This window comes from Schaalia dentiphila ATCC 17982 (assembly GCF_000154225.1).
Classification (GTDB): domain Bacteria; phylum Actinomycetota; class Actinomycetes; order Actinomycetales; family Actinomycetaceae; genus Pauljensenia; species Pauljensenia dentiphila.
Window position 1 is genome coordinate 1,855,775 of record NZ_DS264586.1, and the last position, 13,305, is coordinate 1,869,079.

12 protein-coding genes are annotated in these 13,305 nt (G+C 64.3%); 5 read left to right on the plus strand and 7 right to left on the minus strand.

Annotated elements, in window-relative coordinates; translation table 11 throughout:
- Positions 1 to 6: 6 nt before the first annotated feature.
- The 4 genes from ACTODO_RS10635 to glf form a co-directional block, all read right to left on the minus strand.
- Complete coding sequence (locus tag ACTODO_RS10635; protein WP_003792855.1) at positions 7 to 168, minus strand: methionine/alanine import family NSS transporter small subunit; 162 nt, start codon at positions 166 to 168, stop codon at positions 7 to 9.
- Positions 165 to 1,751 carry a sodium-dependent transporter gene (locus ACTODO_RS07935; protein ID WP_003792856.1) on the minus strand — a complete coding sequence of 529 codons (1,587 nt, stop codon included), beginning with the start codon at positions 1,749 to 1,751 and terminating at the stop codon, positions 165 to 167. Before ACTODO_RS07935 ends, ACTODO_RS10635 begins: the two co-directional genes overlap by 4 nt.
- 184 nt (positions 1,752 to 1,935) lie before the next feature.
- Positions 1,936 to 2,874: an AEC family transporter gene (locus ACTODO_RS07940; RefSeq protein ID WP_003792857.1), complete on the minus strand. Its 939-nt coding sequence runs from the start codon at positions 2,872 to 2,874 to the stop codon at positions 1,936 to 1,938.
- Positions 2,875 to 2,890: 16 nt separating this feature from the next.
- Positions 2,891 to 4,033 (minus strand): UDP-galactopyranose mutase, encoded by a 1,143-nt coding sequence (gene glf, locus ACTODO_RS07945; RefSeq protein WP_003792858.1) that lies wholly within the window; start codon positions 4,031 to 4,033, stop codon positions 2,891 to 2,893.
- A 161-nt stretch (positions 4,034 to 4,194) separates the two neighbouring features.
- Here glf and ACTODO_RS07950 point away from each other — a divergent pair, with 161 nt between their 5' ends.
- The 3 genes from ACTODO_RS07950 to ACTODO_RS07960 are packed head-to-tail and all read left to right on the plus strand — an operon-like array spanning position 4,195 to position 6,783.
- The gene (locus tag ACTODO_RS07950; protein WP_003792859.1) at positions 4,195 to 4,905 is read left to right on the plus strand and encodes a LytR/AlgR family response regulator transcription factor; all 711 of its coding nucleotides are present in this window, start codon (positions 4,195 to 4,197) and stop codon (positions 4,903 to 4,905) included.
- Position 4,906: 1 nt separating this feature from the next.
- Positions 4,907 to 6,265: an ATP-binding protein gene (locus ACTODO_RS07955; RefSeq protein ID WP_003792860.1), complete on the plus strand. Its 1,359-nt coding sequence runs from the start codon at positions 4,907 to 4,909 to the stop codon at positions 6,263 to 6,265.
- Complete coding sequence (locus ACTODO_RS07960) at positions 6,262 to 6,783, plus strand: GNAT family N-acetyltransferase (protein WP_003792861.1); 522 nt, start codon at positions 6,262 to 6,264, stop codon at positions 6,781 to 6,783. Before ACTODO_RS07955 ends, ACTODO_RS07960 begins: the two co-directional genes overlap by 4 nt.
- A gap of 9 nt (positions 6,784 to 6,792) precedes the next feature.
- On the opposite strand, the gene ACTODO_RS07965 is transcribed toward ACTODO_RS07960, so the two are convergent.
- The 3 genes from ACTODO_RS07965 to ACTODO_RS07975 are packed head-to-tail and all read right to left on the minus strand — an operon-like array spanning position 6,793 to position 10,950.
- Positions 6,793 to 7,803, minus strand: coding sequence for a glycosyltransferase family 2 protein (locus tag ACTODO_RS07965; RefSeq protein WP_003792863.1), 1,011 nt, complete (start codon positions 7,801 to 7,803; stop codon positions 6,793 to 6,795).
- A gap of 31 nt (positions 7,804 to 7,834) precedes the next feature.
- Positions 7,835 to 8,446 carry a hypothetical protein gene (locus ACTODO_RS07970; RefSeq protein WP_003792864.1) on the minus strand — a complete coding sequence of 204 codons (612 nt, stop codon included), beginning with the start codon at positions 8,444 to 8,446 and terminating at the stop codon, positions 7,835 to 7,837.
- Positions 8,447 to 8,490: 44 nt separating this feature from the next.
- Positions 8,491 to 10,950, minus strand: coding sequence for a glycoside hydrolase family 3 protein (locus ACTODO_RS07975; RefSeq protein ID WP_003792865.1), 2,460 nt, complete (start codon positions 10,948 to 10,950; stop codon positions 8,491 to 8,493).
- A gap of 132 nt (positions 10,951 to 11,082) precedes the next feature.
- Here ACTODO_RS07975 and ACTODO_RS07980 point away from each other — a divergent pair, with 132 nt between their 5' ends.
- On the plus strand, positions 11,083 to 11,982 hold the full coding sequence (locus tag ACTODO_RS07980) for an HAD hydrolase family protein (RefSeq protein ID WP_003792866.1): 900 nt from the start codon (positions 11,083 to 11,085) through the stop codon (positions 11,980 to 11,982).
- Positions 11,979 to 13,244, plus strand: coding sequence for an MFS transporter (locus ACTODO_RS07985; protein ID WP_279625068.1), 1,266 nt, complete (start codon positions 11,979 to 11,981; stop codon positions 13,242 to 13,244). Before ACTODO_RS07980 ends, ACTODO_RS07985 begins: the two co-directional genes overlap by 4 nt.
- The last annotated feature ends 61 nt before the right edge of the window (positions 13,245 to 13,305 follow it).

Consider the following 13,305-nt stretch of genomic DNA (forward strand, 5'->3'; position numbering starts at 1 on the left):
GCCACCCTACTGCTTCGCAGCTTCCGCGGCTTCGATAGCGCGCTGCGCGGCCTCGGTCTCTTCATCGGTGGGCACCGAGAGGACCTGCAGCAGCACGACGGACGCGACGAGGCCACCCCACACGAGCAGGATCGTCAAAACCATGAGAGCGATAGCGGGAGCGGTCACTTGGCGCCTCCTTCGATCGAAGCGGTGTCATCGGCGTCGTCTGCGAGGATCTGAGCGACCGCCGCGTGGGTGTCCACCGGGCGGTGCTTCCACGGGATGAGAGTGAAAATCAGAGACGCGATGACCGCGACCGCCACAGAACCCCAGCCGAAGATCAGCACGTAGCTACTGGGGTAGCTCTCGTAGCCCTGCTTCAGGACCTGCACGATCGACATCGCCATCATGACGAAGAGGACGACCGGGATGACGATGCCAACGAGGGGCTCCCAGAGCTTGGGGACCTTCACGCTGGACACCGAATTGATGTGTGCACGGAGCACCCCGAGGCGGGGGCCGGCGACTGCGCACAGGACGGCAAACATGATTGCCGAGGACACGACGCCAACCGAGTTGATGAAGTTGTCGACGATGTCGAGGTTGTTCAGGCCCGATCGGGTGCCGAAGAGCACCAGCGAAATAACGGTCGCAGGGACGCCAAGAACCAGAGCGGAGCGAGCGGGCGACCAACCGAACTTGTCCTGCAGGCCACCGGAAACGACCTGAAGCAGGGAGAGCAGAGAGGTGACACCGGCCAGAACGAGGGACGAGAAGAAGAGCACGCCGAAGAGGGGCCCACCGGGCATCATCGAAATGATCTTCGGGAAGGTCACGAAGGAGAGGATCGGGCCAGTCAGGCCCTCAACCTCGGACACGCTGACGCCACCCTGGTGCGCCATGAAGCCGATGGCACTGAAGACACCAATGCCAGCGAGGATCTCGAAAGAGGAGTTCGCAAAGCCGGCGACCAAAGCGGTGCCCGTCAGGTTCGACTTGGGCTTCAGGTAGGAGGCGTAGGTCAGCATGATGCCGAAGCCCACGGACAGCGAGTAGAAGATCTGCGCGAAGGCAGCCAGCCACACGTTGGGGTCGGCCAGAGCGCTCCAGTTCGGGGTGAAGAAGGCGTTAAGGCCTTCGACGGCGCCCGGCAGGAAGAGTGCACGGACGACGAGCGCAAGGAAGAGGATGACGAGGAGCGGCAGGAACACCTTGTTCGCAGCCTCGACACCCTTGGACAGGCCGCGGCCAATCACGAAAAGGACGAGAACCCACACGAGAGCAAGCGGGATCATGACCGCCCATGCCGGCGCCCACGAGAAGGTGTCGCCAGGAACCTTCTCAAGGAAGGATTCCAGGAAGAAGGTCGTCGGGTCGGCGCCCCAGGTCTCATTCACGGAGTAGATCGTGTACTGCACGCCCCACGCGAGGACCGCACCGTAGTAGACCATGATGACGAAGCAGACGAAGGTCTGGAACCATCCGACGAACTCGCCGCCGCCGATGATCTTACGCAGCGCCCACGGCGGTGAACCGCGGAACTTGTGGCCGACCGCGTAGTCGAGCCACAGCATGGGGATACCGACGAAGACGAGGGCAACCAGGTACGGAACCAGGAAGGCTCCGCCGCCGTTGGAGTAGGAGACGCCGGGGAAACGCCAGATGTTGCCCAGGCCGATGGCCGAGCCGATGGCTGCCAGGAGGAAGCCTGTCTGGCCGCTCCACGAGTCGCGCGCGCGGGGCGCGGATTTGGATGCGGAGGATGACATGAAGTGAGTTCCTTGCAAACGTGTCTATTCGGGATAATTCCCAGCCAGACTAGGGCCGATACACCGGGAAGTCTCCCAGAGTCCACAATACAGAACGTGTTTTTGGCCTCTTTTTGACGGATTCTTTGCTGACGGGGGTCCACTCGAATACGCCGAGAACAGAGCTTATGCCGACAAACCCCAGTTAGGAAACGACCCCAAGCGCATGGAGAATCGCCGCAATTCCAACAACGACGGGCAGCGATGCAAAGGTCGTCACGAGGACCGTTCCCTGCGCGATACGCTCCCCCGCCCTGGCACGCGTGGCCGCGATGTAGGCGTTCTGCGCGGAGGGCAGCGCCGCCATGATGGTCACCGACATGAGAGCCGGACCGGTCAACCCGAGGAGCATCCCGACGCCGCACGCGATCGCGGGCTGGAGGGCGAGCTTAGCGACTACGGCGCACGCGATAGCTGGCACCCCCGCGTCGCCGGACGCCGTGCGGCGGTCCACAAGGGCGGCGCCGAAGGACAGCAGGATCATCGGGGGCGCCGCTGCCCCCAGCATGGACGTGGACACCTCGAGGAGCGTCGGCATCGACCACCCGGCCGCGGAAAAGAGGAAACCGCACGCCGCCGCAATGACCATAGGGTTGCGCACGATGACCGTCACGATGCCGCGCGCAGACGGGCGCTGGCCAGATCCGGCCAGATCCGCCAACACGAAGAACATCGGCGTGAAGAAACCGAGCTGAAACACCAGGATGGGCACAACCGCAGAAGCGTCACCCAGCACATAGACGGCGATCGGGATGCCAATGTACGCGCCGTTATTGAGGGACGAGGCCATGGCCCCCAATGTGGTTTCGCCCCGCGTGAGGTGCAAGACCAGGCGGGCGACGACCACGAAGAGGAGCGCTGTGCCCGCACCCGAAGCGGCTGCCACGGCGAGCGGAGCTCCGAAAACCCCAGACGTCCCCGTCGAGACGATCGCGTGGAAGAGCATAGCCGGGGACGCCACCCAGTACGTCACCGACGCGAGAGAGCCCGCCGCCTCGGGCCCGAGGGCACCCGCGCGGCGAGCCACCCAGCCGACGCCGATGATGAGGGCGATCGAGAGGACAGACCAGACAATCGACGCCATACGGAACGGTTACCGATCAGCGCCAGGAGGCCACGGCCTCGTCGACCTTGGTAAGGGCCGATGCGATTGCCATGTGCATGTCCAGGTACTGGTAGGAGCCCAGTCGACCGCCGAAGAGCACGTTCTTCTCCCCCGCCGCCATATCGCGGTAGGCGGCGAGTGTCGAGCGGTCCGACGGCGAAGCGATCGGATAGTAGGGCTCGTCGCCGGGGCGGGCGAAGCGCGAGTATTCGCGCTGGATGATCGTGTTAGTCGCGCCGGCGCGATCACGTTCGGGGTGCAGGTGTGCGAACTCGTGGATGCGCGTGAAGGGAACGTCGCGGTCCGAGTAGTTCATAACGGAGCAGCCCTGGTAGTCGGGTACGTCCACAACCTCGGTCTCAAAATCGAGGGTGCGCCAGCCGAGCTCGCCGGCCTCGTAGTCGAAGTAGCGGTCGATTGCGCCGGTGTAGACGACGGGGACCTGGCCGACGGTCGCGGCTTGCGAGAACGGCGAGCAGGCATCGAAGAAGTCCGCGCCCGTGTGCACGGTGATACGCGGGTGATCGACCATGTTCGCGATCCACGCTCCGTAGCCGTTCAGGGGCAGGCCCTCGTAGCGGTCCTGGAAGTAGCGGTTCTCGTAGGTGAAGCGCACGGGCAGGCGCGTGATGATGGAGGCGGCCAGCTCGCGCGGATCCGTCTGCCACTGCTTGGCCGTGTACCCCGCGATGAAGGCGTCGTAGAGGGGGCGGCCGATGAGGCTAATCGCCTTCTCCTCGAGGTTGCCCGGTTCGCCCGTAATCTCGGCGGCCTGCTGCTCGATGAGCGCACGGGCCTCGGCCGGCGAATAGGCTGCGCCGAAGAACTGGTTAATCGTGCCCAGGTTGATGGGCAGCGGGTAAACGACACCCCGATAGTTGGCGTAGACGCGGTGGCGATAGTCGTTGAAGGCCGTGAAACGGTTGACGTAGGACCACACGCGCTCGTTCGACGTGTGGAAGAGATGGGTGCCGTAGCGGTGCACCTCAACGCCGGTGGCCTCGTCGATCGACGAGTAGGCGTTGCCTCCGATGTGGTCGCGACGCTCGATGACGGTCACGTTCATACCGAATCGCTCCGCGGCCTCGCGGGCAAACGTCAGGCCAAAAAAGCCCGATCCAACAACGAGCAGATCCACGCCACTCCCCTTTCACGGTAGTCAGGACAATGGTAGCGGCCCCCACCTGCGGGTGCGCCTGCATGTGATCGACGAGGCCGGGGAGCGGACTCGCGCGAAGGGCGGGGCTGCGCTCACATATCCTTGTTGTCATCTGTCAGTACGTCAGGGAGGGCCGGGTCATGGTGCGCATCGCCGTCGTCGAGGACGAGGCCGTCTCACGCCAGCTTTTGGCCGACTACCTCGCGCGCTACAGCGAGGAAAACGATGTCTCCTTCGACGTCACCTATTTCGAGGACGGCGGAGCCATCATCGGTGATTACAAGCCGGTCTACGACATCATCCTCATGGACATCCAGATGACGCACGTGGATGGAATGACCGCGGCGCGCGCGATCCGCGAGGTCGACCGGGAGGTCGTCCTCGTGTTCATCACGTCAGCCGCGCAGTTCGCGATCCACGGCTACCAGGTGGGGGCACTGTCCTACCTGATGAAGCCGCTGCCCTGGTTCGCATTCTCCCAGGAACTGTCGCGGTGTCTCGAGGCCGTCGCCAAGCGGCGCCGTGCCTCGGTTCTCCTTCATTCTGGCACGTCGACCCACCGCATCGACATCGCCGACATCGTCTACGTCGAGTCGATCAAGCACCGCCTGGACGTGCACACGGTCTCCGACACCTTCTCGATCACCTCCACCTTGAAGGCCATGGAGGAACAGCTCGCCGGGCACGACTTTTTCCGTTCAAATTCGTGCTACCTCGTCAATCTCGCCCACGTGCGCGGCGTCGCCGACCAGGAGTGCCTGATGACGGGCGGGGACAGCCTGCGTATCTCCCGGCCTCGCAAGAAAGCGTTCATGACGGCTCTGGCGAGCTTCGCGGGCGGGATCCACTGACGTGTTCGAGTCCCTTCCCGACATTCCGCGCCTGTTCACAGCCCTCTCGGAGTGGGGCGCCGCCCTCGTGTACGTCTTCGTCGTCGCGCGCTCGGCGTCGTCCAATGCCCTGAACCCGAACGCCGCTATCCCCCGCTGGCGGCTCGCCGCTGTGGCCGTCGGTGGCCTCGTGGTGCTCGTCGGCGCCCAGGAACTGCTTGGCCGCGCTCCCCTGTCCCTGTGGGTGCCGGGCATGATGACGGCGTACGCGCTCGTGTGGTGTCTCATCCGCGTGGGAACTGCTCTGGACTGGCGCTGGGTGACGCATATGAGCGCACGTGCCTTCATCGTGGCCGAGCTCGCAGCTTCCCTCGCCTGGCAGGTCGTCGTCTACTCCCACGCCGACAAGCCCTACTGGCATCCCCTGTCATTCGGCGGTTTTGCAGCGATTTCAGCGACGTGCTTGGCCGTCGTCTACTTCTTCGAACGGCGCGTCTACCGCCAGGGGGCGCTGCCTGTTCTCCGTTACACGGACCTTGCCTCCGGCGTAGTTATCGGCATTTCAATTTTTGCTCTGTCCAACCTGAGTTTTATATCGACGGCCACCCCGTTCTCTGGAAGGTCCGGCTGGGAGGTCTTCTACATCCGCACCCTTGTGGACCTGGCGGGCTATACGATCCTGTTCGCGCAATTCGAACGTATCCAGCAAAGCGCGACCGAGCGCGAACTCGCATCCATCCAGGCCTCCCTCGACGCGCAGCACCACCAGTATCTGGCCGCCAAGGAAGATATGGAGCAGGTGGCGCGTGCCCATCACGACCTCAAGCACCAGGTGGAGGCAATTCGCGCGGAGCTAGACCCCGGACGCGCTGCGGCATCTTTTGCCGAGCTCGAATGTTCGATTGAGCAGATCGGCCAGCAGTACCACAGCGGCAATGCAGTCCTCGACGTCATCCTCACGACAAAGGGCCGTGCGTGCGCTGCAGCCGGCATTAACTTCACGGCGGTCGCTGACGGCGCCCTGCTGGGATCCATGTCATCGATGGACATTGCGACCCTGCTGGGTAACGCCCTCGATAACGCGATCGAGGCCTCGCGGCGCGTCGACGACCCCGCCAAGCGCCTCATCAAATTAGCGCTCTTCCGTCAGGGGCAGATGGTGGTCATCCGTGTCGACAACTGGTTCGACGGGCATCTGAACACAGACGCGGGTGGTCGGCTGACGACGATTAAGCAGGACACCGTGCGTCACGGATGGGGTGTAAAGTCGATCCAATGGACGGCGCGCAAGTACAGCGGCCAGGCCGTCACGGACGTAGCAGACCACTGGTTCACGCTCACGGTGCTTCTCCCGTCCACGAACACCCAGGAGGACAAATGACAACCATCGACACCCCCCGCCTGCACTTACGTCCCTGGAACGATACGGACGCAGCGGAGCTCTACGAGCTGGCCCGCGATCCCCGCATCGGGATGCTGTGCGGATGGAAGCCTTTCGAGCACATCGACGACGCCCACCAGGCACTGTCCACCGTCCTGGCGACACCCGACAGCTACGCGGTGACGCTCGCGTCGACCGGTGAGATCGTGGGCTCGATCGCGCTGCGCATTGACACAGACTCCCCCGAAGCGACCGTCGCTGACATCGGATACTGGATCGGCGCACCACACTGGGGCAACGGATACGCAACGGAGGCGGGGCACGCCATCATCGACCGCGCCCGGGAGCTGGGCGTGGAAACGATCATCTTGAAATACTTCGACGGAAACGACGCCTCGCGACGGGTCTCAGAAAAGCTCGGCTTTGCATGGCAGAGCCGCGAGGAGGACGTGGAATACCCGCTCATCGGCAAGCGCCTCACCGTCCACCGGACGGAACTCGTGCTCGCCAGACGCTGACGCCGTCCCTTAGTTGAAGCCGAGGACCGCCGCCGCGATCGTGTAGCCGCCGCGAACAACCGTCGGCGACGCGTGGCGCACGAGGCCGGCGAGCAGATCCTGGCGCAGGCGATCCGTGGCCTCGGGGTTGATCTGGTCCATGGTCTCCCAGATCTGTTCCTTGAGCGCCAGGTGCTCGGGCGTGCCCGAGAGCTGAGCCATGACGGAGCAGACAACGGCGTTGATGCGCAGGTAGTGGACCATGTAGCGCCAGAGCTTGTCCTCGACCTCGGCGCGCGGAGGCAGCGCACGGGTCATCGCCTCGTTGACACGGGCAAGCTGATCCAGGCGCGTGATCATGACCTTCTCGTTGACGGACTGATCGTCACGGCCGATGAAGTAGTGATACAGGTCCACGTCCAGGTAGCGGATCGTCGAAATGTAGGGCAGCGGCACGAACGAGTACAGGTAGTCCACGTAGAACGTGTGCTCGGGCATCACCAGACCGGAGGCTCGCACGACCTCCGTGCGCATCGTCAGGGCGTGCATCATGAGGTACTGGTCGTAGCGGCAGCGGCGCAGGTCCGCCCAACCGAAGCTGCGGCCGCGAGGCAGAACGTTGCGGTAGCGGATGACGGCCTTGACCGACTTTCCCTGCTTGTCGTAGACGTAGTTGGTAACGAGCAGGTCCAGGTCGCGCCCGGCCTCGCGTTCCTCGCGCAGAACGTCGAGAACGGCGTTTGTGGCACGTCGGTCCAGCCAGTCATCGGAGTCGACGACGCGCACGTGCGTGCCGGTGGCGGCGGCGAGGCCTGCGTTGACGGCACCGCCGTGGCCCTTGTTTTCCTGGTGGATGACCTTGACGGAGGGGTAGCGAGCGGCCCACTCGTCGGCAATCTCCGTAGTGCGGTCCTTCGATCCGTCGTTGACGATGATCGCCTCAAGTTCGTCGCCGTATCCGACGAGCGTGGTCAGCGCCCGGTCGAGGTAATCCTCGGAGTTGTAGGCGGGCACAATCACCGTCAGCAGCGGCGCGCTCATGGAGTCTCCTCTCGTGAAGTCTGCCAGTAGTCTACTGTGCTGCGCTGACCTGCGCGTCCCCCTGAGAGGGTTCCTGCTTGAAGATCACTTTAAAGATGGGGAAGAACACCCAGAAGGAGATGGCGGCGTTGATGATCATCGTGATGACATCGGCGACAGTCTCGCCGCCCGCGCCCATCGTCGCAATGGCCCACGCGTAGATCGGGTCCTTGTAGAGGACCTGAAGGGCGGCCGCCGCGATCGTGATGACGACGTAGGCCACCGCGTACCAGAAGGCCGCCTTACCCATCGACGAGTTGGACTTGAAGGTGACGTTACGCTGTGCGAAAAAGTTGATGACCTGGGCGATCAGCAGGGTGATCTCAACGGCGAGGAAGTACGCGAGGCCGCCGCCCCCACCCACCGACATCGAACCGGCCGAGTAGTCGAAGAGGAAGACCGTGTGCCCGTGCGAGACGCCGACCGGCAGGAACTGGAAGGCCGTATCGACGAGACTCGTGTGCGCGAAAACCGCCTTGAACGCCGGCATGAGAACCAGCTGCAGCACCGTTATGCCGTTGGAGAGGATGAAGAAGACGATGAACTGCGCGACCGTCGGGTGCTTGGATTCGAAGTTCTTCCACCACCGGGTAAGAGCCTGCATGAGTGTTCCTTTACGTCAGTGTGTTGTACGAGGCCGAGGCCGCGTCATCGGGTCTGGTCGAGTTCGCGCTGGGTGGCCTTATTCGCGCGGGCGTTGGAGATAAAGCCGAGAGCTGCTCGGGTGAGGCCCCGCAGGGGGTGTCCGTTCACGGCGAGGAGGATCGCATCCACCATGTCGGGGCTTGCCGCGCCGTTGCTCATCTTCGCGATGGCGCGGAAAGGCATGTTGAGGACGAAGAGGATGTTGAGGTCCGGGCTTCCCTTCGCGTCCGCCTTCGCTTTGAGGGCGTGGAGCTTGCGTCCGGCGACGCGGGCGAGCCAGGTCTTGGCGCGCGTCATCTCGGACAGCGGGTCGGAGGCGACGAGGTCGTCCGCGGGGTGAGCCGTCGGGATCGTCCGTCCCAGCAGGACGGCGAACTCGCCGTTGGTGATGCCAGTAACGTCGGCGCTCAGGTAGTGGCCGAGGGCCGGGTCTATCGGCGAGGGCGTGGTTCCTTCGACCTCGACGGTGGCGCTCAGCGGCGTATCGGAGACATTGCGTCCCACGTGGATCGTCCAGGTTCCTGCCTCGGTTTCCCAGGCTGCGCGCGACGTCTCCCAGTGCCGGAACGTGTAGCGGTCGAAGGGAATCGTGACGCTCACCGACGCTCCGGCGCCAACCTCGACTTTTGCGAAACCCTTGAGCTCGCGTGCAGGACCGAACACACCACCGGGTGCGCTCACGTAGAGCTGGACAACCTCGGCACCGTCACGCGCAGAGGTGTTGGTGACCGTGAGGGTCACCCCCTCCTCGTTCACGGCAAGGTCGGAGTATTCAAAGCTCGAGTAGGACAGGCCGTAGCCGAAGGGGAAGGCAACGTCGACGCCCGCGGTCGTGAAGTAGCGGTAGCCGACAAATGGGCCTTCGCGGTAGTACGAGAGTGGTCCGGTCGCCGGGTACCATTCGGCGGTCGGGTGGTCCTCGTAGGAGAGCGCGTATGTTTCGGCCAGGCGTCCCGACGGATTGACGACGCCCGTCAGGACGTCCAGCATTGCGCAGGCGCCTCCCTGCCCGGTCAGGTAACCGTTCACGAGCGCGGGCACGGACGATACCCACGGCATCTCGACGCTCGCACCGCCGGTCAGGACGACAACGGTGCGCGGATTGGCTGCTACGACAGCCTGGATGAGGCGATCCTGGCCCTCGGACAGACGCATGTGGGGGCGGTCCAGGCCTTCGGATTCGGCCAGCTCGTCGAGACCGACGTAGACAAGCGCCACGTCGGCGCGCTCGGCGAGGGCCACGGCCTCGGCGATGAGAGCGTCACTCGTACCGCCGTGGCGCTCATACCCGCTCGCATATCCCTCGAGAACGAGGCCTCGTGCGCCCTCTCCCCCGGCTTCAAGCAGTTCGCGCGGAGCCTCCACACGAGTGGGGTTGACCTGGGAGGAACCCGATCCCTGAAAGCGCGGAGTGTTGGCAAGATCGCCGATAAGGGCGACGCTCGTGCCGGGGCTCAAGGGCAGGAGATCCTCCTCGTTACGCAGGAGGGTGATCGCCTCGGAGGCAATGCGCGTAGCCAGCTCGTGGTGCTGCCCGAGGTCATAGGGCCTGGGCGCAGGCAAGCCGGCACTCGCGCTCGCGACGTTGAAGACTTCCTGGGCGCGCGCGTAGACGTCGGCCGCATCCAACTGTCCCGCCTCGACGGCCGCTACGATCTGGCGAGCACCCGCCAGGCCGGGGGCGGGCATCTCAAGGCTTCCGCCGGCGCGCGCGGCCTCAACAGCGCTGTTCGAACCACCCCAGTCGGAGACGACCATGCCATCGAAGCCCCACTCGGTGCGCAGGATGTCGGTCAGCAGGTGCTTGTTTTCGTGCGCGTACGTGCCGTTGACGAGGTTGTAGGAGCTCATGATCGCCCGCGGCTTAGCCTCTCGGCAGACGATCTCGAAGCCGGTCAGGTAAATCTCGCGCATCGTGCGCTCATCCACGATGGAATCCGACGCCATGCGGCGCAGTTCCTGTGAGTTGACGGCGAAGTGCTTGGGGCAGGCTGCGGTACCCGTGGATTGGATTCCGTCGACGAGGCCGGCGGCCATGCGCCCGGCCAGGATCGGGTCTTCGGAGAAGTACTCGAAGTTACGCCCGCACAGCGGCGAACGCTTGATGTTGAGGCCGGGACCGAGCAAGACGTCGACACCGAGGCCTCGCGCTTCCAGCCCCAGCGCCTCGCCCATGTCGCGCGCCAGCTCCGGGTTCCACGTAGCCGCGACGGCTGAGGCCGTCGGGAAGCAGGTCGCTTTCTCGGACTCCGCGATGCCCAGGTGATCAGCATCCCCGAGCTGGCGACGAACGCCGTGGGGACCGTCGCTCATCACGAAGGAGGGAATGCCCGCCGCGGGGATCGGGCGGGAGTCCCAGGCGCTCGAACCCGAGAGAAGCGCCGCGGCTTGCAGGAGGGTGAGGTCGTTGGTGTCCGTCAGTGCTGGATGTTCCATCGTCGTGAACTGCCTTTCGTGCTCCATCGCCGGTATCGTCGATGGTTCCAGTGTGGACCATGGGGGTTCCCTTCCAATCGACCGTGCGCATGATTTGTCGTTTGCGGGGCGTATTCTGCACGCGCAAGACCGGTTTCGCCCTGGGATAAGATAGATCCTATGACTGACACCGAGGTCCCCACGCGCGTCGAGAACGAATCCGCGTCTCCCCACGCTGTCTTTGTCGACATCGACGGAACCCTGTGCGATTCTCGCCAGCGGATTCCAGGATCGGCGCTTGAGGCCCTGGCACAGGTCAGGAACCGCGGTCACCGGCTCTTCGCGTGCACGGGGCGCTCCGCGCCCGAGGTCTACCCGCGCTTTTGGGACGTCGGCTTCGAGGGGCTCGTCGGCGGAGCCGGAGGGTACGCCTCCGTCGGGGACCGGGTGCTCGTTGACGAGCGCATGCCCCGCGAGCATGTCGGTCTGTTGACTGCCCTGTGGCAGGAGCTCGACGCCTTCTACATCTGGCAGGGCCCCGACCAGATGGGACCCAGCGAGGGATACCTCGACTTCTTTGTCCCCCGCGCGGGCAAGCATCCAGAAGACTGGATCGAATACGCCCAGTCGATCACCCCCTTTATCACGGACATCAACAGCGGCGCGTTCACCAAGGTCACAGCATATGTCCCACCCGAGAAAGCATCGATGGAGAGAGTGACAGCAGCCCTACCGGACAGCTACCGCGCAATCATCGGCTCCGTTGGCGCTGCAGGCTACATCCCCTTCGAGGTCGTTCCAGCGCATCTGTCGAAAGCAGTCGGCATCCGTGCCATCTGCGAGCACGTGGGCATTCCGCTCTCTCATACCGTCGCGCTTGGCGACTCCAACAACGACGTCGAGGCCGTGGCAACGGCAGCGGTCGGCATCAGCATCGGGGACGACTGCGAGGCCCTCGTAGACGTCGCGGATATCGTCGCCCCCTCCGTCTCCGAAGACGGCCTGGCCTGGGCTCTACGCGCCGCCGGCCTAACATCGGATGATCCGAGTGGGGGCCAAGGCCTCGGCGATGCACGGTGAGCGGATCACTGCAGCGCTGGCTGCACCATCCCCTCACCCGTAACTCCGCCTTCATGCACCTGTGGGCAGGGCAAACCGCCGCACAGGTGGGCTTCCAGGTCGGCACGCTGGCCACCTCGGCCATCGCGATCACCGTCCTGCACGCGACCGAAACGCAGATCGGCATACTGTCGGGCCTGCAAACCCTCGCGTTCCTCCTCGTCGGTCTACCGGCGGGTGCATGGGTCGACGGATGGCGCAAGCGCCGCGTCATGATCGCCGCAAACCTCGCACGCATCGCAGCCCTCGTGTCCATCCCAATCGCCTACGTGTTCTCCTCGCTGGCTCTCACCCACCTCATGGTCGTCGCGGCGATCCTGGGTCTGTCCACCGTCTTCTTCGACGTCGCCTATCAGTCCTACGTACCCATGATCGCCTCGAAGCGCTATATCGGGGCAGCCAACGGGCGACTCGAGGCGTCCTATCAGGTGGGACGCGCGGGTGGCCCAGGACTTGGCGGATGGCTTCTCGGTGTTATCGCCCCTCCCCTGACGTACCTGCTGACGGCGTCCACCTACGTCTGCTCCACATGGGCGATCTGGCGCATCCGCACACCCGAACCTCGTCCAGCCCACTCCGATGCACCCCTTCGCTCTCAGATCCTCGAGGGGCTCTCTTTCGTACGCGGGCAACGCCTCCTCTTCCCACTCTTCTCCTGCATCGCGTGCGCCGCATTCGCCGGAGCGGGCGTTCAAGTCCTCCTGCCCATCCTCGTGCTACGCACCCTCGGGATGAGCGCGACACAGCTCGGACTCCTCCTCAGCGCGGGCGCAGTTGGCGGGATCCTCGGTGCACTCACGCGACCTCTGTGGATCTCACGCCTGGGCATCGGGCGCTGCATCGTTTCAACCAATATCGCCGGCGTCGTTATTCTCGCGGTCCAGCCAGCCTCCGTGCACGTTCCCACTGCAGCCGCATGGATCATTGCTGCCGCTGGCGTCATCTCCTCCTACTTCCTGACGATCTACAACGTCACCCAGATGAGCCTGCGCCAGGAAATCTGTCCGCCCGACATGCTCGGTCGCATGAACGCGATCTTTCGCTTCGCGGTCTGGGGCGTCATGCCCCTCGGTTCATTCGTAGCCGGCATCGTTGCCGCCCACACCGGAATCGAGGCTGCGATGTATCTGTTCACCGCACTCGCTGTCGGCGCAGGCATCGCAATGGCCTTCACTCCGGCTGCCCACATCCGAGGTTCAAGCGCCTCCCCGACCATCTCATAATGTGACGCGCTCGGTCGCTGCAAGTGTGCCCATTCGTGCACGGTCGCGATACCATAAGTGT

Excerpts from the sequence above, each read along its gene's own strand:
- ACTODO_RS07970 (WP_003792864.1), bottom strand. The coding sequence starts at position 8,446 with ATGCAGGCTCTTACCCGGTGGTGGAAGAACTTCGAATCCAAGCACCCG.
- ACTODO_RS07940 (WP_003792857.1), bottom strand. The coding sequence starts at position 2,874 with ATGGCGTCGATTGTCTGGTCTGTCCTCTCGATCGCCCTCATCATCGGC.
- ACTODO_RS07965 (WP_003792863.1), bottom strand. The coding sequence starts at position 7,803 with ATGAGCGCGCCGCTGCTGACGGTGATTGTGCCCGCCTACAACTCCGAG.
- ACTODO_RS07935 (WP_003792856.1), bottom strand. The coding sequence starts at position 1,751 with ATGTCATCCTCCGCATCCAAATCCGCGCCCCGCGCGCGCGACTCGTGG.
- ACTODO_RS07960 (WP_003792861.1), top strand. The coding sequence starts at position 6,262 with ATGACAACCATCGACACCCCCCGCCTGCACTTACGTCCCTGGAACGAT.
- ACTODO_RS07975 (WP_003792865.1), bottom strand. The coding sequence starts at position 10,950 with ATGGAGCACGAAAGGCAGTTCACGACGATGGAACATCCAGCACTGACG.
- ACTODO_RS07950 (WP_003792859.1), top strand. The coding sequence starts at position 4,195 with ATGGTGCGCATCGCCGTCGTCGAGGACGAGGCCGTCTCACGCCAGCTT.
- ACTODO_RS07980 (WP_003792866.1), top strand. The coding sequence starts at position 11,083 with ATGACTGACACCGAGGTCCCCACGCGCGTCGAGAACGAATCCGCGTCT.